General features: G+C 58.0%; 17 protein-coding genes and 4 tRNA genes. 8 read left to right on the forward strand and 13 right to left on the reverse strand.

Going from position 1 to position 23,671, the window contains the following annotated elements:
* From ACFVHU_RS03660 to ACFVHU_RS03670, 3 genes are all read left to right on the forward strand, one after another.
* Positions 1-900, forward strand: coding sequence for a J domain-containing protein (locus ACFVHU_RS03660; RefSeq protein WP_105656837.1), 900 nt, complete (start codon positions 1-3; stop codon positions 898-900).
* 44 nt (positions 901-944) lie between these two features.
* Complete coding sequence (locus tag ACFVHU_RS03665; RefSeq protein WP_105656838.1) at positions 945-1,406, forward strand: tRNA (cytidine(34)-2'-O)-methyltransferase; 462 nt, start codon at positions 945-947, stop codon at positions 1,404-1,406.
* A gap of 123 nt (positions 1,407-1,529) precedes the next feature.
* Complete coding sequence (locus ACFVHU_RS03670) at positions 1,530-2,087, forward strand: anti-sigma factor domain-containing protein (protein ID WP_105656839.1); 558 nt, start codon at positions 1,530-1,532, stop codon at positions 2,085-2,087.
* A gap of 91 nt (positions 2,088-2,178) precedes the next feature.
* On the opposite strand, the gene ACFVHU_RS03675 is transcribed toward ACFVHU_RS03670, so the two are convergent.
* The 4 genes from ACFVHU_RS03675 to ACFVHU_RS03690 all read right to left on the reverse strand — a co-directional run bounded on the left by ACFVHU_RS03675 (position 2,179) and on the right by ACFVHU_RS03690 (position 6,429).
* Entirely contained in the window at positions 2,179-2,940 is a 762-nt protein-coding gene (locus ACFVHU_RS03675) for a PIG-L deacetylase family protein (RefSeq protein WP_105661499.1), read from the reverse strand.
* Positions 2,937-3,881 carry an electron transfer flavoprotein subunit alpha/FixB family protein gene (locus ACFVHU_RS03680; RefSeq protein WP_105661500.1) on the reverse strand — a complete coding sequence of 315 codons (945 nt, stop codon included), beginning with the start codon at positions 3,879-3,881 and terminating at the stop codon, positions 2,937-2,939. The genes ACFVHU_RS03675 and ACFVHU_RS03680 overlap by 4 nt, the downstream gene beginning before the upstream one ends.
* Positions 3,882-3,893: 12 nt before the next feature.
* Positions 3,894-4,715, reverse strand: coding sequence for an electron transfer flavoprotein subunit beta/FixA family protein (locus ACFVHU_RS03685; RefSeq protein ID WP_181149011.1), 822 nt, complete (start codon positions 4,713-4,715; stop codon positions 3,894-3,896).
* Between the two features lie 190 nt (positions 4,716-4,905).
* Positions 4,906-6,429, reverse strand: a complete 1,524-nt coding sequence (locus ACFVHU_RS03690) for a S1C family serine protease (protein WP_388022528.1) — start codon at positions 6,427-6,429, stop codon at positions 4,906-4,908.
* A 241-nt stretch (positions 6,430-6,670) separates the two neighbouring features.
* Here ACFVHU_RS03690 and ACFVHU_RS03695 point away from each other — a divergent pair, with 241 nt between their 5' ends.
* Both ACFVHU_RS03695 and ACFVHU_RS03700 read left to right on the forward strand, forming a co-directional pair.
* On the forward strand, positions 6,671-8,734 hold the full coding sequence (locus tag ACFVHU_RS03695; protein ID WP_388022531.1) for a TPM domain-containing protein: 2,064 nt from the start codon (positions 6,671-6,673) through the stop codon (positions 8,732-8,734).
* A gap of 70 nt (positions 8,735-8,804) precedes the next feature.
* Positions 8,805-9,536: a PspA/IM30 family protein gene (locus tag ACFVHU_RS03700; protein WP_105656844.1), complete on the forward strand. Its 732-nt coding sequence runs from the start codon at positions 8,805-8,807 to the stop codon at positions 9,534-9,536.
* Positions 9,537-9,652: 116 nt separating this feature from the next.
* Here ACFVHU_RS03700 and ACFVHU_RS03705 read toward each other — a convergent pair.
* Both ACFVHU_RS03705 and ACFVHU_RS03710 read right to left on the reverse strand, forming a co-directional pair.
* Positions 9,653-9,726, reverse strand: a tRNA-Met gene (locus ACFVHU_RS03705).
* Positions 9,727-10,084: 358 nt separating this feature from the next.
* Positions 10,085-10,158: transfer RNA gene (locus tag ACFVHU_RS03710), tRNA-Met, on the reverse strand.
* Positions 10,159-10,408: 250 nt separating this feature from the next.
* Here ACFVHU_RS03710 and ACFVHU_RS03715 point away from each other — a divergent pair.
* Complete coding sequence (locus ACFVHU_RS03715; protein ID WP_388022536.1) at positions 10,409-11,608, forward strand: IS1249 family transposase; 1,200 nt, start codon at positions 10,409-10,411, stop codon at positions 11,606-11,608.
* 161 nt (positions 11,609-11,769) lie between these two features.
* Here ACFVHU_RS03715 and ACFVHU_RS03720 read toward each other — a convergent pair.
* From ACFVHU_RS03720 to ACFVHU_RS03735, 4 genes are all read right to left on the reverse strand, one after another.
* Positions 11,770-11,843, reverse strand: a tRNA-Met gene (locus tag ACFVHU_RS03720).
* 465 nt (positions 11,844-12,308) lie between these two features.
* Positions 12,309-12,382 (reverse strand) — tRNA-Met (locus ACFVHU_RS03725).
* A gap of 62 nt (positions 12,383-12,444) precedes the next feature.
* Complete coding sequence (locus ACFVHU_RS03730; protein WP_105657496.1) at positions 12,445-15,480, reverse strand: UPF0182 family protein; 3,036 nt, start codon at positions 15,478-15,480, stop codon at positions 12,445-12,447.
* 130 nt (positions 15,481-15,610) lie between these two features.
* Complete coding sequence (locus ACFVHU_RS03735; RefSeq protein WP_181149012.1) at positions 15,611-16,558, reverse strand: PDZ domain-containing protein; 948 nt, start codon at positions 16,556-16,558, stop codon at positions 15,611-15,613.
* A 349-nt stretch (positions 16,559-16,907) separates the two neighbouring features.
* Here ACFVHU_RS03735 and ACFVHU_RS03740 point away from each other — a divergent pair, with 349 nt between their 5' ends.
* Positions 16,908-18,335 (forward strand): zinc-dependent metalloprotease, encoded by a 1,428-nt coding sequence (locus ACFVHU_RS03740; RefSeq protein ID WP_105661504.1) that lies wholly within the window; start codon positions 16,908-16,910, stop codon positions 18,333-18,335.
* A 61-nt stretch (positions 18,336-18,396) separates the two neighbouring features.
* On the opposite strand, the gene ACFVHU_RS03745 is transcribed toward ACFVHU_RS03740, so the two are convergent.
* The 3 genes from ACFVHU_RS03745 to nudC form a co-directional block, all read right to left on the reverse strand.
* Positions 18,397-19,008: a SprT-like domain-containing protein gene (locus ACFVHU_RS03745; protein ID WP_388022541.1), complete on the reverse strand. Its 612-nt coding sequence runs from the start codon at positions 19,006-19,008 to the stop codon at positions 18,397-18,399.
* 125 nt (positions 19,009-19,133) lie between these two features.
* Positions 19,134-21,257 (reverse strand): ATP-dependent DNA helicase UvrD2, encoded by a 2,124-nt coding sequence (locus tag ACFVHU_RS03750; RefSeq protein WP_105661506.1) that lies wholly within the window; start codon positions 21,255-21,257, stop codon positions 19,134-19,136.
* On the reverse strand, positions 21,254-22,183 hold the full coding sequence (gene nudC / locus ACFVHU_RS03755; RefSeq protein ID WP_105657501.1) for an NAD(+) diphosphatase: 930 nt from the start codon (positions 22,181-22,183) through the stop codon (positions 21,254-21,256). Before nudC ends, ACFVHU_RS03750 begins: the two co-directional genes overlap by 4 nt.
* 166 nt (positions 22,184-22,349) lie before the next feature.
* On the opposite strand from nudC, the gene ACFVHU_RS03760 reads away from it, so the two are divergent.
* Positions 22,350-23,660 carry a phosphotransferase gene (locus tag ACFVHU_RS03760; protein WP_105657502.1) on the forward strand — a complete coding sequence of 437 codons (1,311 nt, stop codon included), beginning with the start codon at positions 22,350-22,352 and terminating at the stop codon, positions 23,658-23,660.
* Positions 23,661-23,671 lie beyond the last annotated feature (11 nt).

The following is a 23,671-nucleotide window of genomic DNA, read 5'->3' on the forward strand; positions in this document are numbered from 1 at the left end:
ATGAGTACACCAAGCCCATACGAAATTCTTGGTGTCGCGCCTACTGCGAGCATGGAAGATATCAAGGTCGCTTACCGAAGGGCCGCTCGCGCGACCCATCCCGATCTCGGTGGCAGCGAAGAAAAGTTCAAAGAAGTACAGCGCGCTTTCCAGCAGCTCAGCGAGATGGCGTCTCCGCTGGGTTATGAGCAGACCTTCCAGTCTCCGGGCAACGCTCCACGCGCCGGGTTCAGCGCCCGTCCTTTTGACGAGCGCCTGCGCAAGAGCCCTCAGCAGCCCAAGGCGCAGTTGCCCACCGAATATGTTCCACCGTTCTCGGATACGTCTCCTACATTGCTGGACAGAAAAGTCTGTGAGCAGCGCGTTCATGGAGAACCCCGAAAACGCGGTCTGTTCTCCAACCGTGCACGGCTGATCCGCGAGGCGCAGACCATCAACCTGCTTTCCAAGAACGTCCTGAATATCTTGCCAGCTGCCCGTTTGGTCAACGGCCTGCGTTCGCCCGCGTCGGGGCACTACGATCATGTGCTGATTGCCGGTTACCGCATGGCGGTGATCAATACGATGACTCTGCCCGATGGCTACTATTCATTTGATGGCAATGTCTTGCGCCACGGCAATAAGCTGACGCAGCCTCCGCAGTTCTCCATCTCCGGTTTGCAACGGCAATTCATGCAGATGAACGTAGTTGCGTTCACCTTGGTGCTTTCTGCCAACGGCAATCACCACGAACCGGTCATTGAGTACCGGCGCAATGCCGATCCAACACTTGCATCGACTCCGAATGTGCTCAATGCAGCGGGATTGATTCGCGAGTTGAAACTCTTCTTGGGCTCTGGCCCATCGCCGAATGTCGTCGATCGCCTAGCCCTGGCGCAGTTACGTGAAGCGATGTACTAAGGTCAATGGCCTATTTCTTGTTGGTGAGAGCTTAAACTGGTTGAGTGTTTCGTATCGTTTTCAATGCCCCAGAGATCCCGGGTAATTCCGGCAACGCTATCCGACTAGCCGCCATCACCGGCGCAGAACTGCATTTGGTCAAGCCATTAGGCTTCAACTTCGAGGATGCCAACCTGCGTCGCGCAGGATTGGACTACCACGACCTGGCTTACGTCACGGTGCATGAAAATCTTGACGCAGCCTTTGAAGCACTGGGAGAAGGCCGGGTCTTTGCCTTCACATCCGAAGGAACTACTGTCTATTCGGATATCAGCTACGAGGCCAGCGACATCCTGCTCTTCGGCCGTGAATCGGTTGGCTTGAGCGCAGAAGACAAGAAGCATCCGCGCATCAACGACCTGGTCCGCTTGCCGATGCTTCCAGGCCGCCGATCGATGAATCTGGCCAATACCGCTTCGGTGGTAGCCTTCGAAGCTTGGCGCCAGCACGGCTTCGCTGGCGCATAAAGTACCAGCCAGCCCGCGCCACGCATACAGCTTTACCTAATCTTTATAAAGTAGGCTCGAGTCTGTACCCGCAGTTTTCGGGTATTGAACTGTGCCGACTACATTTCGGGAGAATCCAAGAAAATGAACGGTAGCCATTCTCAGCACCGCGACGAGCCCCAGGACGAGAACCTGGGTCTAGATCTGGTGAGCCAAGTGGCCAGCAGTTCACGTGCAGCCAAGAAAAAGCCTAAGCGCTGGATCTTCGCTGTCACGGGACTTGCCATCATCGTTGTCCTAGCGGTGGTCATTTTCTCCCTGCTCAATGGAGGCACCAAGGCGTCCAAAGCATCCAAGGCCGATGATGCAGTCACCGAGACCGTCGAATTGAAGAGCGGAGGCCAAGCGGTGCTCAGCTCGTCGAAGTCCGAAAGCGCTGTGGGTGTCGAGCTCTCCGAGCTGCCTGCCCTGGACGGTTCGGAACAGTACGTTGCATGGGCCGTGCATGAGTCCGGCAGCGTCTCCGTGATCGTTTCCAGCACCGGTGAAGATGCCGCGGCTGGGCTGTCTCCAGCTGAAGACGTGATTGCCCTCCACATCACCATTGAGGGATCCAAGATCCCTGACGCTCCATCTGAAGATGCTGAAGCATCGGTCGACCTGCCACTGGCTCAAGACAAGGCAACGGAAGACGAGAGCTAGCAGCTCACCTCTGGCCAGCCAAAAAGTTCGGGGCGAAGATCAATTCTTGATCTTCGCCCCGAACTTTTTCCGGTCTGCTTTGCCTGGATACTCAGAACCCGGCTATCGTGTCGCGGGCGTTCACGGCAACTGCGTGGAATGCTTCGGCAAGCTTGCCCTTTCCCAGCTGGCCACGCTCGGCGTTTTCCTCGCACTGCTGCAAAACGTAGTTTTCCATGGCGGCAACATCCGGGTGCTGGGTGAAGTGCGAACGCAAGGCGTCCATCTTCTTCTCGAAGAATTCGGTGATGTCCACATAGGCGTTCTCGCGTTCCTGCGGAGCCCCGCACAACCAGAGCCAAGGCACCTTGTAGGCTTCCAGTCCTTCGCCATGCAGCAGCTCCGGGTAGGAGAACGGATTCTCCACCGCCGGGTAGATCGCACGGGTGACCGCTTCACCGCAGGCCAGATGGTCTGGGTGCGAGGCCTGTATCCGATCCCACTTGCGCTCCGGGTGCATTGCAATCACGATGGTTGGCTTCACCTGGCGCATCAGCCGGACCACCTTGCGCATGACATCGTGGTTGGCTTCCAGGAAGCCATCGCGTTCGCCAAGGAAGTGGACCGTTTTCACACCCACCTTGGCGGCGGCCTGTTTCTGCTCTTCGTGGCGCAGCTTAGCCGTTTCCTCAGGATCCCGGTCATCAAAACCGCCGGCGTCGCCGTCAGTCATGATGCAATACTGAACCTCTGCCCCCGCCGCGGTCAGGGCCGCTACCGTCCCGGCTGCCCCAAAGTCCAGATCATCGGGATGGGCGCCGAAGGCCAGGACCCGTTGGGCGCCTGCACCAATGAATTGCGCTGTATCGATCATGCCTTGCGACGTCGAATCTCTTCGGCGGCCTGCGGCAGGACCTTGGCCAGGTCACCAACGATACCCAGGTCTGCGATCTCGAACACCGGGGCGTCGACATCCTTGTTGATCGCGATGATGAACTTGCTGGTCTGCATTCCGGCCTTCTGCTGTATCGCTCCCGAGATGCCGGCAGAGATGTACAGCTGCGGTGCGACGGTGGCACCGGTCTGGCCGATCTGCGCATCGTGCGAGATCCAGCCGGCATCGGTAGCTGCACGAGAAGCGCCCACGGCAGCTCCCAGGGCATCGGCAAGGTCTTCAACCGGGCCAAAGTCTCCGTTGACACCACGACCACCAGCAACCACGACGCGCGCTTCGGTCAGGGCAGGTCGATCACTTGCGCCTTTCGCCTCCGCCGCAGCAATCCGGACCTTGGCATCGTTGGAGTTCTCCAAAGCCAATTCCTCAACTGCCAAGGCGGTGCTGGAGGCCGCTGGCGCGTCTTCGATGCTGTTCGGCTTCAAGGTGGCAAACAGGGTGCCGTTGGTTGCCCTGGCCTGAACGCTGTAGCTTCCTGCCAGTTCATCCTTGGTAGCTACAAGATCCCCGCTGATGCCAATGACGTCGGTGATAATCGCACCGTTGCGGCGCACAGCCAAACGGGCACCGAGCTCACGGCTGAAATTGTCATTAGCAAGCAAGACCAATTTGGCGGCAGTAGCCTGCACGGCTGCGTCAAGCACGGAAATTTCGTGCTGGCCGAAAACTGGGGCATCGCCGGAAGCGGTGAATAGCTTCACCACGCCATAGGAAGCGAGAACCTGCTGGGCTTCGTCGCTGACTTGGTTGGCAACGGCCACGGCCGGGTTCTCGAAACCAGAGACCAGGGTCAGCAGTTCGCGCTGGCCTTTGGAGGGAGCCGCGGAAAGCTCAGTGAAAAATACTAGTGCTGAAGGCATGTTCAATATTCCTTAGATCAGCTTCTGTTCGGCCAAGAAATCAACCAAGGCGATACCTGCCTGGCCGCTGTCGTTGATGACCGTTCCGGCTTGGCGCGCAGGGCGGGCTTCAGCTGCGATAACTTCGGTGTTCGAGCCGAGGGCGCCGACCGCGGCTGCATCCAGGCCGATAGCGGCCAGGTCCAGCTCGGTGACAGTCTTCTTCTTGGCAGCCATGATTGCCTTGAAATTCGGGTAGCGCGGCTCGTTGGCCTGGTCGGTGACCGAGAGCACTGCCGGCAGGTTCGCCTTCAGGGTCAAAGTGCGGTCCAGGTGATCGCGCTTAATGGCCAGTTCACGCTGTGCGGCATCGAACTCAACGGCCAGCGCGTGAGTCAGCTGCGCAAAGCCCAGCCGTTCTGCGAGCTGGGCTGGAACAACCGAGGTTTCAGCGTCGGTCGAGGACATCCCGGTAATAACCAGGTCCACGTTGCCGGCATGCTCAACCAGCGCCGCAAGCGCTTTCGACGTGGCAATGGTGTCGGAACCGGCCAAGGCGTCATCGTTCAGATGCAGCCCTGAGCTGGCACCCATCTGCAGGGCCTTCTTGACGGAGTTGCCCGATCCCTTGCCGCCCATGGTCGCGGCGATGACTTCATGCCCGGCGGCGAATCCGCCGTTGGCTTCCACGATGGAAACAGCAGCTTCCACGGCGTATTCGTCAAGTTCGGAGAGTACTGATTCTGCACGGTCAAGGCGCAGCGTTCCCGAATCGATATGACGGTCAAATTGAACATCTGGGACGTGTTTGACCAGGACCACTATTTTCAGTGGAGTGGTGCTTTCCTCGCTCATTCGCGCCTTCCTACGAGCTTCGATGCCCGCACCGGTGCGGGGCACCGGGGCAGGCTAATTCCTTCAGTGTCTATCGTATCGACACAATGCAGTTCACTGGGTGTTTATCGCTCTCAGATCAACAAGTGACGCGGGCTAGTCGATCACCAGCCCGCGTTACTTGTTTCACAGCGTCATCATGACGATTTGTTTAGTTATTTGACAGCGCTCCGACAGTTGCTGTTGCGGTCTGTTCCTTGCCATTGCGAAGGTAGCTGATTTCCACTTCTCCCCCGGCTGGAATCTCGCGGATGGCCGCGGTCACGGTCTGCGAGTCCTGGACTGCACGGCCGTTGACGCCGGTGATCACGTCACCGGACTTCAGACCGGCCTTATCAGCTGCCGAGTCAGGGCTAATTTCAACAACGCGGGCACCCACCGAGAACGCCGAAGCGTTCTGCTGGTTCGATCCAGCTGCGCCCTGCGGGGTCACCGTGGCTCCGAGCAGACCGTGGGTAGCCACGCCGTTATCGATCAGTTCCTGGGCAACACGCTTTGCGTAGTCGATAGGGATCGCGAAGCCAACGCCAATCGATCCGCCTTCTTCACTGTTGCCTGCCGAGGCAATAGCAACGTTGACACCAATGATTTCACCATTGGCGTTGACCAATGCGCCGCCGGAATTGCCGTGGTTGATCGCCGCGTCAGTCTGGATGACGTTTACGTAGATCGAACCGCTTGAACGCTGCTGCTCTTGTTCCTGTCCCGGGAATTGGAAGTTGAATTGGTTGCCATCCCCGCTCTCGCTCTGGTCGCTTTCCTTCGGAACGGCCGAAGAAGCGATGGAGATGGTGCGGTTCAAGGTGGAAATGATGCCGTCGGTGACGGTGCCGCTTAGACCCAGCGGTGCGCCGATGGCGACAGCGGTATCCCCGACATTCAGCTCGGCCGAGGAACCCACGGCGGCAGGCACCAGGCCGTCGGCCTGGATATTGATGACTGCCAGGTCCGATAGAGGATCTGTGCCTACCACGGTGGCACTATGCACCGAACCGTCGTTCATCTGGACCGAAATTTTGGGATTGGCAACTTCGCCACCCAGGGTAACCACGTGGGTGTTGGTCAGAATATTGCCCTTGTCGTCCATGACGATGCCCGATCCGGAACCGCCAGAACCGTTGCCGGAAACCTCGATGGTCACCACGCTTGGGCTTGCCTTGGCGGCAGCGGCGGTGACTTCGGTGACCTTGTCCGGGTTGTTGATCACCACGCCCTCACGCGGCGAACTGCTCACCGAGGAAGACCCCGCGTCGTCATTCATCAGGTAGGTCGTGCCAGCGGCAGTGACGCCACCTACCAAGGCCGCGGCAATCATTCCGGCGATGAGCGTGCTGCCAGAGAAGGACTTCTTGTCCTTGGAAGGCTTCTCGGGCGGGATCGGGTAATTCGCAGGCTCGTTGGACGGAGGGCCGTAAGGGGAACCGTAGGGAGAGCCGTTCTGGACTTGCTGGGCGTCGGAATGCTGTCCGTGGGAGTGGGCCGCGTTCTGCGTTCTGTCAACGGACGGCGCGGGGTAAACGCTGGTTGGATTCTCGCTGGCGCTTGGAGCCTGATTCACTCGCGGGTAGCGCACCGTAGGTTCGGCCGAAGCAATTGGGTCGTTATTGGTGTCGTTAATTGGCTCTGCTGAATCGCCCGCATCGTTCCCACGTGGCTCATTCGGTGTCTGGCTCATGGCTTGCCTCTTTCGAACTGTCGAATCTCTTGAGTTCTATTATCCAACTCTGGTCTGTGGCATCGAATTGTGGTGTCTGAGCACCGGCTGTGAGTTAACTATTCTGCCAGCTGAATGTCGTAGACGTTGTTCATTAGGGCAAATAGAATCAATCATAAGTGTGAACCCAATCTCGGGGATCACCAGATCGGGATTCTCCCGATTTTAGATTGACTGATGCATTTCAGGTGGGGAACAAGACATGCGTATGAAAGCTCGACGGCTCATTGCTGGAGCAGTATTGGCAACGGTAGCCTCTTTCGGCTTATCGGCACCTGCGATGGCTGAATCGCCTGTAACGATTCCACCTGGCGACTTCGTCGTCGATTCTTCAGGCGTGCTCGGCTCCGACGAAGCGCGTTTGGAATCCGAAATTAAGGAACTTCGCAGCAATACCGGACTAAACCTGTTTGCGATATTCGTCGACGAGTTCTCCAACCCAGGCCAGGCTGATCAATGGGCCGCCGAAGTTGCCAACCAAAAGGGTTTGGGCAGCGCTGACTCCATCCTGGTGGTGGCAACCGAGACCCGCCAAGCATATTTTGCTGGCGCCGAAGGCGGTCCGATTGCCAAAGCCGATACTGAAATCTACAGCAGCCAAATCAGCCCGGCACTCAGTGAGAAAAACTGGGCCGGTGCAGTCGAGGGGGCCATCGCTGGCATGCGCAGCGTTGAAGGTGGGGACAGCCCAGATGGTTCATCCTCTGGCGGAGGTTTCCTAACCGTCGTCCTGGCCATTGGTGCCGTTGCTGTGGTTGGGTTCCTTTTCCTTTCACGGCGCAGCAAGAAGAAGACCGCGCAGCTCGGCCAGAGCCAAGGCCAACACCCAGGACAGTACGGCGCCCCTGCTCCGCAGCAGCAGCTGGTCCCCCTGGACAAGCTCCGTTTGCAGGCAGACCAATTGCTGGTGGCTGCAGATGACTCGATCCGTTCTTCGCAGCAAGAATTGGGCTTCGCCGAAGCACAATACGGCAAGCAGGCTGTCCAGGTCTATGTGGAGGATATTGAACAAGCCAAGAACCACCTGACTGAATCTTTCCGCCTGCAGCAGCAGTTGGATGACGATATCCCCGATACCGAGCAAGATCAGCGTTCATGGTTGAATGAAATCATCGACCGTTGCAAGAAGGTCAACAGTTCCCTGCAGGCCCATGCTGACGAGTTCAAGCAATTGCGCCAGCTGGAGCAGAATGCCGAGGATCGCATTACTGAGGTATCGGCGAACCAGGAACCGCTCAACCAGAGGCTGTCGGCCCGCGTGGCAGACTTGGAACGCCTTGCCGGCCAATATGACGCCAGCGCAGTATCGCAGATCAAGGACAACGCCGACCAGGCCGCCGAGCGCCTGACCTTTGCTTCTTCCGCCTTGAAGCAGGCATCAGAGAAACTGGCCACTGACCGATCCAATGCCGCGATCTTGATCCAGAATGCGGAAGAAGCCCACGACCAGGCCGATGTGCTGCTCAAGGCCATCAACAAGGCTGGCGAAGCCTTGGGGCAGGCCCAGCAAGACTTGAAGTCCGCAATCGCGCTGGCCGAACGCGACCTGGCTCAAGCGAACGCCTTCGTTGGCAACGGAGCAAATCCCCGCCTTTCCAGCGCCGCGGCCGGTGTCGAAAGCACTCTGGCGAATACCAAGCAAGCACTGAGCAGCGGCAAATACAACCCGCTGGCTTTGATCACCCAGCTCGATGAGTCCGTTCGCCCGCTTTCAGAAGCTCTTTCAAGTACGCGTAACCAGGCTCAGCAGGAACAATCAGCCCGTGCACAACTGGATTCGTTGCTGCACACCGCAGCGTCGCGCATCAGCGGTACCGACGATTACATCCGTGCCCGTCGCGGCGGCGTCCGCTCTTCAGCTCGAACCCGCCTTGCTGAGGCGCAGCGCACCTTCGATGAGGCGCGCTCGCTTTCTGGCAGCGATCCGCTGCGTGCTGTAGGTTCCGCACAGCGTGCCATTCAGCTAGCTGACCAAGCTGCGCAGATGGCCGAAAGCGACGTCAGCGGATTCGACGGCTTCGGCGACTCGCGCGGTTACGGGAACTACGGCCGTGGCCGCGGGGGCGGGATGTTTGATGGCATCGGTGGCGCGATGCTCGGAGGCATCCTGATCAATACCATCCTCGGCGGCGGAGGCCATGGCGGTCATTCCGATGGCGGCGACGGTGGAGGTTTCTTTGGCGGGGGCGGCTTCGGTGGCTTCGGCGGCGGCGGAGGCGGCTTTGGAGGAGGTGACTTCGGAGGCGGAGGAGGCGGCAACTTCTAGCTTGCCGGACCAGTTTCACCAGAAGGTTTCAAGTTCATAGTGTTTTCTTGACGGACAGAAAGGTCCAACCATGATCAAGCAGTCAATCTTCGGACGCATTTCCCAGTTGGCCAAGGCCAATATCAATGCAATGCTCGACTCAGCTGAAGATCCCCAGAAAATGATGGATCAGATGGTGCGCGACTACAACGACAATATTGCTGAAGCAGAGCAGGCGATTGCCCAGACCATCGGCAACTTGCGCATGCTGGAAGACGACTTCCGCGAAGACGAGCAGGCAGCTTCCGAGTGGGGCAACAAGGCTCTGGCAGCATCCAACAAGGCAGAAGAGTTCCGTGTTGCAGGCAATGCCGATGATGCCTCGAAGTTCGACAACTTGGCTAAGGTCGCCATCCAGCGCCAGATGCAGGCCGAGTCCGAGATGAAGACCGCCGAGCCGACGATCGCTTCGCAACGCGAGATCGTGGACAAGCTCAAAAGCGGCTTGAACATGATGAAGGAAAAGCGTACCGAACTGGCAAGCAAGCGCGACGAGCTGGTCGCCCGTTCCAAGTCGGCACACGCTCAAAACCAGGTCAATGAAGCCATCAAGTCCGTGAACATCATGGATCCGTCCAGCGAAATTGGTCGCTTCGAAGAAAAGGTTCGTCGCGAAGAAGCCCGCGTTCGCGGTGCTGCAGAATTGCAGGCATCAAGCCTGGACTCCCAGTTCGAGTCTCTGGAAGATCTGGGTGAGCAGACCGAGGTGGAAGCCCGTCTGGCCGCTCTGAAGGCCAAACAAACCGATGCTTTGGAGAGCTAAACTTTCTGCTCTCTGAACTGTGTCAATTGGCTGGCAGTGCGAAAGCATTGCCAGCCAACTTCTTTAATGCTTAAACCAAAAGCGGAGACCCTTCCGGATCTCCGCTTCCACTTTCGTGGCGGGGAGAGGATTTGAACCTCTGACCTCCGGGTTATGAGCCCGGCGAGCTACCGAACTGCTCCACCCCGCGTCGGTAAATACAACATTACCAATCAGTGAATGACTTGGCCAATCCTGGGATAGTGCATTGCGTCACCAAGAGACCCCTGGCTCATGAAGCGGGGAAATCGCCCCACTCCCCACGGCATCTCCACAGGGTCAAGGGAAAGCTTTTCAGGACCATCCGGCGGGCTCGAAACAAAATCAACGCCATGGGTCCGCTGCCTGTCCGCCTCGGCCCAGTGAATGCGGACATATTAGTTGCTCCCCCATCGGGAAGTCGATCATGTGCCTACTGGCGCTTGGCCACGCTCACCCGTTGGCGCCGTCCTGAGAAATCCAATTAAACCAAAAACGGAGACCCTTCCGGATCTCCGTTTCCACTTTCGTGGCGGGGAGAGGATTTGAACCTCTGACCTCCGGGTTATGAGCCCGGCGAGCTACCGAACTGCTCCACCCCGCGTCGGTAAATACAACATTACCAATCAGTGAATGACTTGGCCAATCCTGGGATAGTGCATTGCATCACCAGGACACCCCCGGCTCGCGAAGCGGGGGCAACCGCCCAACTCTGCACAGGCTCTCCCCCGGATGAAGGGAAAGCTTTTCAGACCCATCCGGCGAGCTTGAATAAAAATAAAGGGCTATAGGCAATAAAGTGTGTCTGAAAACCTGATCCTGCCCCGGACAGCCGGGGCAGGATCAAGGTTCACATGGGTATTGAATCCATAAGTGTGAAGCTTACTGGACAATCCCATACTTGTATTATCTGTCATTCCCGACTGAAGAAAAACGGAACCACCTCCAAAGGAACCCAGCGCTGGCGCTGCATCACCTGCAATGCCAGCACCGTTTTCAAACGCGAAGACACCACCGCCCGCAACCAACTCACCGGCTTCGTCACCTGGCTGATGAGCAAACATTCCCAAGCCGAATTCGGCGGCGGAACCGGCCGCACCTTCCGGCATCAGACCGCTTGGTGCTGGAACGTGCACCCCTACCTGCATCACACCGGCGAAGTCTTCGACGAGATCCAAGTCGACGGCATCTATCTGCGCCACGGCTGGTGCCTGCTGATCGCCATCGCTCACGGACGTGTCATCGGATGGCAGTGGTGCGACCGCGAAAAAGCCGAGGCCTGGACCGTGTTGCTGCAGCATTTCCCCGAACCAAAAGTCGTGGTGACCGACGGCGGATCAGGCCTGATGAAAGCGCTCAAAGAGTTCTGGCCGAACGTGAAAATTCAACGCTGCTTGGTGCATATCCAGCGCAACGTGCGCACCTACCTGACCCTGAATCCGCGTTTGCCTGCAGGGAAGTCATTACGTCGATTGAGCCTGAAACTCACGAAAATCCAGACGCAGGAAGCCGCAGCAGAATGGATTGCCGCCTTCGCTGCGTGGCATGCCGAAAACCACGAGCTGATCAATGAACGCACCTACGCTGCTGACTGGTCCGGTGCCTGGCCGCGGGGCCTGCGACGCAACCGCAAGTGGTGGTACACCCACGATCGGCTACGCAGCGCCTACGAGTCCATGAACAACGCCCTGCGACGCGGGCACCTGTTCACCTACCTGGATACAGATCTGAACGGCTTGGGGATCAACGCGACGACGAACATGATTGAAGGTGCGGTGAACTCCGGCATCCGGGCCATGATTTTCTATCACCGAGGGATGCCCATTGAGCATCGCCGGCGGGCGTGCGAGTGGTTCTGCTGGACGCATGCGGATGACGGGAACCACCCGGCCTTGCGGACACTGTTGCGCCCGGAGCATTACACTCCCGAAGCGAAGAAGAAGGCGCAGCACATAGTTGATGAAGCACCAATCGGCCCGGAGCTTTATGGCACTGGCGCCAGCACTGAGGATGGGCAATTCATTCGCAGTGAGTGGATGAGGAATATCTACTAGAGCAGGGTTTTAAGGTTGTCTGGCCCGGGAACACGCCCGGGTCAGACACACTTTATTGCCTATAGCCCAAAATAAACGCCACGGTCGCCCATTGGCGCAGGCCTGAGAAGTCCGGTTAAACCAAAAACGGAGACCCTTCCGGATCTCCGTTTCCACTTTCGTGGCGGGGAGAGGATTTGAACCTCTGACCTCCGGGTTATGAGCCCGGCGAGCTACCGAACTGCTCCACCCCGCGTCGGTAAATACAACATTACCAACTGGTGAACTCAATAGCGAATCGAAAAGAGTGTCCTTAATCGCACTACGCCTAAATGTCCGACCTGATCCGAATTATCCTTTGGTTATATCCAGATGCCTTGGCCCGGCGTTACCCGGGTTTCAAAGACCCCAGGGGTCTTCCGCCGCATGATTGCACACTCCGGCGGGTAGCCCGTCGCCACAAGGTGCCTGAGAGTCTGCTGCGATCACCCTAGCCCGCTCAGGGGAAGATTCTCGGGCCTTCCAGCGCCCGGGGCCCTGCGGTAGGCCTGGAACTGCGTCAGCCTTCGGCCCCAACTTACACATATGCCGGCGACCGCCCCCTTCCCGTACATGGGTTGACGGCAGTTCCCGCATCAATTCACGGGTACTGATCCGGCAACGGGCAACTTGCAGATTAACGCAAAATGGAGATCCGTTAGGATCTCCATTTTGCCATTCGTGGCGGGGGCAAGATTTGAACTTGCGACCTCCGGGTTATGAGCCCGGCGAGCTACCGAACTGCTCCACCCCGCGATGACTAGATAATTCTTGCATCATCGCGGAGTGAAAGCAAATCGGTCAGCTGATGCTAGTGCTTAGCCTTCAGCACCGTCCTGGGGTGCTGGCGATTGGGCTGCGTCCTGATTTTGTCCGTCGTCCAGTTTCACATCCCCGTCAACCTCGGTGCCGTTGATGGCCGCATCTGCGTCCATCGCGCGGGTCAAGGCATCCTCCAACTGCTTCTGCGATTCGCCGTAGGCTCCGAAGTCACTCTTGGCCAGCGCTTCCTGGCCATTCTTGATGGCTTCATTCGCATCAGCCAGAGCTTCGGAGAGCTTCTGGGTATCAGTCTTGGTTGGTTCCTTCTCGCCCTTTGGATCATCCTCTGGCGTAACGCCTTCGGTCTCACCAGTCACTGCACCGGACTCACCGCCGAAGACCTCATCCAGTGCTTCAGCCAAGGTATCGGCGAAGCCAACCTTGTCGCCGAAGGAAACCAGGACCTTACGCAAGGTCGGGTAGCTGGTCTGTCCCGAGGACTGAACGTAGACCGGCTGAACGTAGAGGATACCTCCGCCAACTGGCAGCGACAGCAGGTTGCCGTTCTTGACCTCCGAAGCACCCTGACGCAGCAGGTTCAATTCAGTGGTCACGCGTGTGTTGGTATCGAAGTTCTGCTGTGCTTGGCCTGGGCCAGGAACCGCAGTATCTCGTGGCAGCTCGAGCAGGCGCAGCTTGCCGTAGTCTTCGGCCTTCGCCCCAGGTTCGGAGCCGGCATCGGCGTTGGCCGAAAGGAAGCCGAAGAGCACGTTGCGCTGCTGGCCGTTGGCCGCGGCAGCAGGGATAAACGTCGAGGTCAGCGAGAACGACGCTTCATCCTGGGTCGGCATCTTCAAGGACATGAAGTATGGCGGCTGCTTCACGCCAGCGGCGGATGAGGTCGGATCATCCGGCACAGCCCACGCGTCGTTGGACTCGTAGAACGCGTCCGGGTTGTCCACGTGGTAGGTGGTTAGCACTTCGCGCTGCACCTTGAACATGTCCTCAGGGTAACGTACGTGCTCCATCAACTCAGCCGACATGTCATCCAACGGGTTCAATGCCGTAGGGAAGACCTTCTGCCAGGACTGCAGGATCGGGTCTTCGGTGTCCCAGGCGTAAAGCTTGACCGTTCCGTCATAGGCGTCGACGGTGGCCTTCACCGAGTTGCGCAGGTAGTTCACGCGGCCGGTCAAAGACAGGTCCTGCGCATTAGTCAGCGAGTCGGTCACTGCCGAGTCCAATTGCTGCTGCTGCGAATACGGGAAGTCGTTGGAGGTGGTGTAGCCATCGATGATCCACTGCACGCGGCCATCAATGATGGCAGGGTAAGCCTGGGAATCCAGCGTCAGGTACGGAGCAACCTTGCTCACGCGATCGCGAGGATCACGATCGTAGAGGATCTGCGATTCGCTATTGACGTTCTGTGAGAGCAAGAGGTCAGTGGAGGCGAACTTCAGTGCGTAGACCAAGCGGTTGAACATGTTGCCAACGTTCGGACCGCCATCGCCCTGGAAGGTATAGCGGGTGTCTTGGTTCTCGCCACCGGTACCTGGACGGTCAAGTTCCTGGTCGGTCCATCCCTCATCCGGCCCGCCGACAATGGAGTAGGACGGAGAATTCTCACCGAAGTAGATCCGCGGCTCGTAATCCTCGTCGGTAATCAAATCACCGGAGGTCGGGATGCCACCGAGCATGAAGTCCGGACGACCACCGGCAGCCACGCGGTTACCGTAGGCAGCCACCAGGCCGTAGCCATGGGTGTAGTTGATGTGCTGGTTCACCCACGTGTCGGTTGGGTCCACGTTCACTTCACGGGCCGCAATAACGGTATCTTCCACCTTGCCGTCGATCTCGTAACGGTCGACGTTAAGGGTCTCGGCGAAGGTGTAGTAGCCGCGGAACTGCTGCAGCTGCGCGAAAGCAGCCGAAACCAGGTTTGGATCCAGCAGGCGGATATTCGCGGTGGTTGAGGTTTCCTCGGCCAGCGCATTCTTCTCAGTCGAGATCTTCGCATCGTAGTCAGTAACTTCGACATCGTCGAGACCGAAAGCCAAGCGCGTCATTTCGATGTTGCGCTCAATATAGTCGCTCTCCAACGCCCTTTGGGAAGGGACCACCTTGTACTGCTGGATCAGGAACGGGTAGACGCCGCTGGCAACGATCATCGTTGCTACCAGCATGGCGGTGCCGATCAATGGCAAACGCCAGCGACCGTTGATTGCCGCAATCACGAAGGTGATGGCGATAAGGACTGCCACAATGGCCAGAATCATCTGTGCAGGGATGACAGCGTGGACATCCTTGTACAGTGCACCGGCGACACGGCCGGACTGGTCGGTGAGGGTCTCGTACTGGCCGATCCAGAAGTTCACAGCCTGGAAGATCAAGAAGACTCCGACAACAACTGCGGTGTGCACCCGAGCGGCCTTGCCAACGGTTATGCCGCCACGCTCTTCAACGCGGATTCCGCCGTAGAGGTAGTGGGTCAGCAGACCAGCCACGCCGCTGAGCAGCACGACCGAGATCAGGAAGCCGTTGACCAGTGCGATGAATGGAAGGGAGAAAACGAAGAAGCCCAGATCCATGTTGAACTGGGGGTCAGTGCTACCGAAACCGACCTGGTTGAAGAACAGCAAGATGGTCTGCCACTGTCCGGCCACGGCAACGGCAGCGAAAATGCCGATCACCAATGGAATGCCAACCATCAGGAATCGGCGGACTGGTTCCAGCTGGGCCTGGTAGCGCGACATGGAATCAGGTCGGGTCGAGTTTGGCGCATAGACAGGGCGGTGCTTGTAGGCACTGCGCATCGAGAACCACATTGGAACCGCCATCAGCACCAAAGCGATCAGGAAGATCACTAATTTGGAGATCCGCTCAGTCCAGTAGACCTCGGAGAAACCCAGCTGGTTGAACCAGAGGATATCAGCGTAGAAATTCGACAAGAAAACGAAGACTGCGACGAGAATGACCACCGCGAAGATGGTCAGGGTCAGCGGCGAGGCTTTCTTGCCCGAAGGGTTGGAAGGTCGTTGTGGTTCTTGGGGCCGCGGCGGACCCCCGAACGGACTATCCGATCCGAAAGACACTATCTATTCCTTACTTTGGGTTCTTCCCGTTGTTCCCAACAAGAGAACTCGTGTACCTAATTCTTGTACGGGCGTTGTGTACGAGACTGGTTTCCTTGCATCACATTCTTCCCTTGATGCCCGGCTAAATCTATTCGCATGTCGTGAAAGTCGCCGGGTCTTCACCTGCGGCGATCTTCTCCAATGCCTGGCGAGCTTCTGACAGGGTTGCAACCTTGATGACATCCAGTCCGGCAGGAATACGCCCTATGGCTTCAGCGCAGTTGTCGGCTGGGGCCAAGAAGACGGTTGCTCCGGCATTCTTCGCCGCCACCATCTTCTGGGCGATTCCACCGATTGGACCGACCTTGCCATCGGCTGAAATCTCACCGGTACCTGCGATGTGGTGGTCTCCCGCCAATGAGCCTTCCGTCAGGCGGTCAATGATCGCCAAGGCAAACATCATGCCGGCGCTGGGACCGCCAACATTTTCCAACCCGAAGCTCACATCGATAGGGAACTCGTATTCGTTGCCCAGGAAGACACCCAACTGGCGTTCGCCATTCTCGGCTTCCTTGGTGTTCACAGTGACATCTACGTCGCTGTAGACGCCATGCTTATCCGGTCTGCCAACGGTCAAGATTGCTGGTTCTGCACCGCGGGAATTCAGTTCTTCCTTCAGCTGTTCCAGCGAAGTGATCTGCTCTCCTTCGAATTTCAGAAGGCGATCCTTGGGCTCAAGCACTTTTTCATTCGTGCCGGTGGAGAACTCAGCGACCGTAAGCCACTCGGTAAAGCCCTGATCCAGCTCGGCCAAAGCCGCTGCCACAGCCAAGTCCTGCGATGAAGTCATCATGAAATCATTTTGTTCATTCTTCTCTTCCGAAGAGACACCACGAGAAATGATGGTTTCTTCAGGAACTAGATCCTTGGCCGAATTGACCAATGCTTCAAGTACGACAGGTATGGTGATTCGGTTCTGCCCGCCACCCTGGACGTAAATGGTCAACAGATCCAAGACGCTCTCCGAAGGGTATGACTGGGCTCCCTTGATGGAGACCACATCGTGCCCGTTGTCCTCGCCAAGAGTGTTAAACACTGGGCCAGGCGACCGGATCATGAAATTCGTCGGGAGAAACATCATGACGCCGATCAGGAGGAGCGCAACGACGCCGGAGCTGGTGCGTTTCATGGTTTTGGAACCTCGCGGAGTGCGGCTGGAATCGCCTGGCTCCAAAGTCGAGTCTTGTGGTTCCTGTACGTGCACTGATCCTGCTCCCGCCAACTGTCAAAAAATACGCGGATCCGTCCTTGCAGACATCCCCACCCTTAGCCTACTGAAGCCCTGGGTTTAAAAGCATCAGCATCAAGGCGTATTCGATGTGCCGAAAGCGAACTGAAGCCCAGATTCATGGGAACTATCAGCTACTCGCGGTAGTTTTAAAGGCATGGCACAGAACCCCCCGAATAACCGCCCTAACGGCGATGACGACGAAAACAATCCGCAGGACCCATTTTCTGCAATGTTTGGTCAGCTCTTCGGTGGCGGATTCGACCCGAATGACCTCCCGCCGCAGCTTCGTGATGCCCTTGGTGCTCAAGGCGATCCGGCTGCGATGCAGAAAATGATGCAGCAGGCCCAGGCCATGATGTCCGCGATGATGAGCAATAACGCGTCTTCCGGTCCGGTGAACTGGAAGCTTGCATCCGACACCGCTTTGCAGGCATATGCCAGCGATGATCCGGCGGTATCGGACGCGCGCAACAACGCCATCAGCGATGCGTCAAACCTTTCTGAACTGTGGCTGAACAACGCTACGGTGTTCGAGTCGAACGGCCGCTCGACCGAGGCATGGACTCGTAAACGATGGTATGACAAGACCCTGGCCACCTGGAAGCAGGTCACCGAGCCTGTTGCCGAGTCGGTAGCTAACGCAATCACCACCGCGATGAAGGATCAGATCCCCGAAGAGATGAAGGGCATGCTCGGCAATTCCGATGGCATGTTCCGCAATCTCGGAGCCAGCATGTTCGGCATGCAGCTGGGCACTGCACTGGGCGGCTTGGCAACCGATGTGCTTGGCGGCACCGATATCGGCCTGCCTTTGGCAGGAACCACTCCAGGCATTATCGCGGCCAACGTCAGCAAGTTCGGCGATGGCCTTGAAATCCCAGAGCAGGAAGTCCTGCTGTATGTGATTCTGCGGGAGAACGCACACGCACGATTGTTCAACCGGGTCCCTTGGCTAAGCTCCAAGTTGATTGGTGCCGTGGAATCCTATGCTCGGGGCATCCATATCGACATGTCGCGCATTGAAGAAGCAGTACGCGGTATCGATCCGTCCAACCCTGAAGCGCTGCAGTCGATGCTGGGTGAAGGATTGTTCACCCCGCAGCGCACCCCCGCTCAGGAGAAGGCTCTAGAAAACCTAGAACTGACGTTGGCATTGATCGAGGGCTGGGTTGATCATGTGGTCTCCTTGGCCGCCCAGAACCTTCCATTTGCTGGTCACCTGCGCGAGACGATGCGTCGCCGCCGAGCTTCGGGTGGCCCAGCTGAGACTGCCTTCGCATCTCTGGTTGGCCTTGAATTGCGCCCACGCAAGCTGCGCGAAGCGGCTGCCCTGTGGGAGCACTTGTACGACGAACGTGGAATCGAGGGCCGTGATGCCGTATGGGATCACCCAGATCTGATGCCTACCGCGGAAGACCTCACCGATCCCAAGGGCTTCACGCATCGCCGTGAAGTTGCCGCGACCGAGTTCGACGACTTTGACGCAGCACTGGGTAAGCTTCTGGACGGCGGCTTCGACAACGCTGAACCCGAAGCCGAAGGCGATGACGGTTCAGGGAATCCAGAGGATCCGAAGAACTGATTAGATCGAAACCTCGAAGGAGGGATGTGCACGAGTGCACATCCCTCCTTCGTGCATTGAGCTACTGTTCCTCGTCATGGCCGAAACCCGAAAGTTCATCCTGGGCCCGGCCCAATTCCTTGGCGTGAGCGTTGTAGCCTGCGTGGAATGCCTCCAAGAAAATATCCGCCTGCGCTCGGCGTTCGAACCGGTTCAGCAAAGCCTGGAACCTAGGTCCGTGGCCGGCCCGCGGGACCACCAGATGCGCAAGCTCGTGGACTAGAACATAGTCCTGCACCCAGCTGGGCATATGCTGCAACGTGACCGATAAGCGGATGCTGCGCTGCCGATATGAAGCCGAACCCCAACGCTTATTTTGGTTGGCTACCCAACGCACGGATTGCGGCGCGGCTTCGCCGGCGAAGTACTGATGGTCAAGAGATGCCGCTCGGCGCTCCAGCGCATCATCGGTATGACCCGCGGTACGCGCTTGGCGTCCCTTGCGATACTTCGAGATCATCTCATCAACGAAAGCGCGTTCCGTTTTTTCGTCCAGCGCTGCAGGGACTTGGATAATCAGCCGGTTATCGCGCCACTGGGAGGAAATGGTCTTCTTGCGCTTGGCCGAGCGGAGAACCCGCACTGGAATCTCATCCGGCGCGACGAAGTCGACGGTGTTTGGAAAAGCTGGCATTGCATTGCGCCTCTTTCCTCATCTATGGCAGCGGCCGGGGACCTTCCTGTCCGCTCACTACGTGATCTCTAAGCTACGTCCTAGCCTGAACAGCTTCGGACCAATTCGCCAACTTGTGGAGAACCCTATGCGCGGCGCTCGTCAACGACCGCAAGCACCGCCTCGCCATATCGTTCAAGCTTGCTACGTCCCACCCCGGGAATCTTCGACAATCCCTGGATTGAATCCGGCTGGTGCTCCGCGATGGACATGAGGGTTGCATCGGTGAATATGACGAATGCCGGGACCGCGTTGGATTGGGCAACCTCCGATCGCCATTCACGCAAAGTCTCAAACAACGCTTCATCATAGGCAGCAGGGCACGAGGCGCAACGTTTGAGCTTTCGCTCTTTTGCACTGGTCAAGAAGGATCCACAGGTCATGCAGACTGCGGGCGTGATTTTCTGTTCGCGTTTGCGGTAGGTGGTCTGCTGCCTGCTGCTGGCTTGGCGTACCGATTTAATTCCATCGAGGAATCGTGATGGGTATCGGTGCGCGCGTCCGCCCGGGGTCCTTGCCAGCGACCAGGACAGGTACAGGTGCTTCCGTGCGCGGGTAATACCCACGTACAGCAGCCGCCGTTCTTCATCGAAGCCCGCTTGGTCCTTGGCATAGGAGATCGGGACCAGGCCTTCGTTCAATCCAACCAGGAATACAGCATCCCATTCCAGCCCCTTGGCTGCGTGGAATGATGCCAAGGTGACGCCATCCAGAGTTGGCGCGTGCTGGATCGCTGCGCGGTCTTCCAATTCCTTGACCACATCGTGCAATGTGGCATCAATGTCTTGTTCTTTTTTAAGCGCAACGACTTCGTCGGCCAGGCGAACCAGTGCCGACATCGATTCCCAACGCTGGCGCACCGCACCAGTGCCGCCGCTTGGGGCATTCGCCGAGTAGCCGTGCGAGGAGAGCACATCGCGCACCATCTGCGCAACCGGAGTATCTGCGGCGACGCTCAAGCCGGCCCGCAAGGCCAGCATCCCTTCCTTGACTTCGCGACGGGAGAAGAACCGCTCGGCACCACGCATTACGTAGGGGATGGAATACGCCGTCAGTGCTTGCTCAAAAGCCTGGGACTGCCCGTTAGTGCGGTACAAGATGGCAATCTCGGAGATGTCCTGGCCGTTTTTGAGCAGCTGCTTGATGCGCTGGGCGACTTCCTCGGCTTCATTTTCGTCATCCGTCGCTTCAAAGAATTCAGGGGCCGGACCGTGATCGCGTTGCGCGATGAGTTCCAGTGGTTCGGGCCAGGTCACGTTACGGTCAGGGACTTGGGATTCAATGCGCCGATTAGCAAGCACCTTATTCGCCAGGTTCACGACTTCAGGAGTGGAGCGGTAATCGCGTACCAGCTTCACGACCTTTGCTTCCGGAAACCGTGTGCCGAAGTTCAGCAAGAAGTCTGGGCGTGCACCGGTGAAAGAATAGATGGTCTGGGAGGCATCGCCCACCACGCACAGTTCGTTGCGCTGGCCAAGCCAGAGATCCAGGAGCCGTTGCTGCAACGGCGAAACGTCCTGGTACTCGTCGACGACGAAGTGGCGGTACTGCTGGCGTACACTGGCTGCGACTTTTTCATTGTCTTCAAGAATTGCAATGGTCAGCAGCAGTACGTCTTCAAAGTCGATAACTCCGCGGTCATCTTTGAGCTCTTCGTAGGTTTGGAAGATGCGGGCCATGCTCACTGCTTCGAGACCGTTGGGCAGTTCTCGGGAAGACGCAATCTTGGCGTAGCTTTCCGGGGTATGCATGGAGACCTTGGCCCATTCGATTTCCGCAGCCAGATCACGGACCATGGCGCGGTCGCTGGAAATGCGCAGGCGACGCGCCGCCTCCGCAATGAGCGGGGCCTTGTGTTCTACCAAGTTCGGCAGGGTACCGCCAACGGCCTGCGGCCAGAAGTACTGCAGCTGGCGCAAGGCAGCTGCGTGGAAGGTACGCGTCTGCACGCCGGGTGCGCCGAGCTGACGCAAGCGGGTACGCATCTCCGCAGCTGCACGCGTGGTGAAAGTCAGCGCGAGAACACTGGTCGGGTTGTAGATGCCAGTATGCACGCCGTGGGCGATCCGGTGGGTAATTGCTCTGGTCTTGCCGGTTCCTGCGCCCGCCAGAATACACAGTGGACCGCTGAGGGTTTCAGCTGCTTGCCGCTGTTCAGCATCCAGTCCCGCCAGCAAATTGTCTGCTGGCGGATTGTCGTATTCGGTCACTTGCTCAGGGCCTCCGGAAGGGGTTCGCCGTACCAGGTACGGATCAATGCGTGGGCTATCGAGACTCCGCGCGGTATATCTATTGTTCCTGATTCCAGAGCTTCACGCAGTTCGGCTCGTGTGAACCAGCGAAGGTCCATGATTTCTGCACCATCCGGAACCAGCTCTTCGCTCAAGGCTTCAGCAGCGAAACCGAGCATCAGCGATCGCGGCATTGGCCAGGGCTGGGAACCGCGGTAGGCGACCTCTCCAATACGCACACCGGATTCTTCAAAGATCTCGCGGCGCACAGCAGACTCTAGGGACTCCCCTGCTTCGACGAATCCTGCAAGCACCGAGTACATCCGGTGCTTGAAGGTGGCGTTGGATCCGAGCAGCAATCGATCTTGGCTGTCGATCACCGAGGCAATGATTGCCGGGTCGGTACGTGGAAAAAGCTCGTGGTCATTGTTCACGCAACGCTGGCCCCACCCGAAGGTGGCAGCCCTAACGGGTGAACCGCAGCGTGGGCAGAATTTCTCTGAACGGATCCAATTGGCGATCGCCTGCGCTTCAACGAAGAGTTCTGCATGCAGTTCATTGAGCAGGTTGAAGCCTTCACGTAGCGTCGTCCAGCGCTCGATGCCGCTGGAGGCATAGTCCTCGGCATCAACGAGAGCCAGAACGTATTCCGTGCCTGATGCACGCCCCAGGTACACCTGGCGCTCGGAGTCTTTTGCGAGGTAGTCCGTGCCGTTGAGAAAGAAGAGATCAGAGCCGATAGTTGCCGCGCCACCACCACTGATCAGCAGCACCTTGGTGCTGCGCTGCTTAAATAGGCCAGGCAAAAGCATCGGGTCTTGCTTTTCGGTCAGTGGGCGCTCAATCAGAGACTGTCCGAAGTGAAGTCCGGTAAGTGGGGTTCGATAAGTTTCTGCCAGAGCCATACCTCTAACCTAATGCACATAGCGCTCCAGAATCTTGATGCTTGCTCAATGTGGATAGCTGTTGATCAATGAGATTCGTCGCAACTCTGAATGTTGCCGGTGAATCCCGCCATATTCCGTGCGTCATTCAACGATAGAAAAGGGAATCTCGCATACGGTGGAACTTGTGAAACGCACTGCCATGGAACTCGCCGCAATTGCCACCGCCGCCGTCCCCGGATTGACTCCGGTAGGCTTCGCGGCGCTGTCCGACGATGCAGAAGATTTTGACTCAGCATTGATCGTCGACGCACTCAAGCATCGCTGGCGCGTTCGTTCACCTCGGCATGACGAGGCAAGCATGCGTCTGGAAGCAGAGCTTTCGGCCTTGCGCGCTTTCTCCGCCAAGGTCCGCGCTTCACTGCCGTTTTCCTTGCCTGCCGTAGCCGGCACCGTGCGCCAGGGCCCACTGCGCACCTTTGTCTACAAGGATATGCCCGGACACGTTCCGACCCTCGATGAATTGGTTGATGTCGGCAGCAACCTGGCCAAGTCGCTGGGCCAATGCATGGCTGCCATCCACCAGATCCCAGATGAAGCTGTTGAAGTGGCAGGCCTGCCGACCTACACTGCCGACGAGATTCGACAGCGCAAACTCAACGAACTGGATACAGCCGCGGCTACGGGCAAGGTGCCAAGCGGTTTACTGCGCCGTTGGGAACACGCCATGGAGGACGTGGCGCTGTGGCGTTTCAACGCTGCCGTAGTTCACGGCGACTTCGATGAAGAGCAGCTGCAGATTTCCCATTCCAGCATCACTGCAGTCAAGGGCTGGACAGATTTGCACGTCGGTGATCCCGCTGATGACTTCGCTTGGCTTTCGGCCATAGAAGACCAGAGCTTCAGCGAGCGCGTTTTCACCGCCTATGTCGAAGCCCGCGGCAAGGCTGCGGATCCGCACATCATGCGTCGCGCCGCGCTGGCCGCCGAATTCGCGCTGGCGCAGTGGCTGGTGAAGTCTTTGGATTCCAAGGACTACGAGCGCATCGCCGAGGCCGAAGAGATGCTACGCGAATTGGACCAGAACATCGCGGAGTACGGTGGCCAGCCATTGTCGGTCGTGGAAGCTCCGCGCCCTTTGGCTCCCCAGCCAGAAGCACCGGCCCAGAAGGCTCCGGAAAAGCCGGCCGCCGTCGCCGCGCCAAGCATTAACACCGACAAGGTCACTCCCCTGGCAGCGGAATCGCCGAACTCCGCAACACCCCGAAGCACAGCGTCCAATGTCCAGGCCGCGCCAGAGGAGTCTGGTGACCAGCCAAAATCTGATGCTGTTCAGGCTGATGCCAAGAACAGTTCGCCTGCGAAGGATGAACCCGCCTCCAAGGCCGCCGAACACGATAGTGATGCAGCGGAGGCCGAGTCAGCTGCCGCACGGCCAATGAGCACGGCTGAGCCTGCTGAAAAGAACAACAAGCCTGTTGAGGACGCCGAGAAGTAAAGACTTCCCAG

Origin of the sequence: Glutamicibacter sp. NPDC127525 (assembly GCF_042672105.1) — a bacterium.
Lineage (GTDB): Bacteria > Actinomycetota > Actinomycetes > Actinomycetales > Micrococcaceae > Glutamicibacter.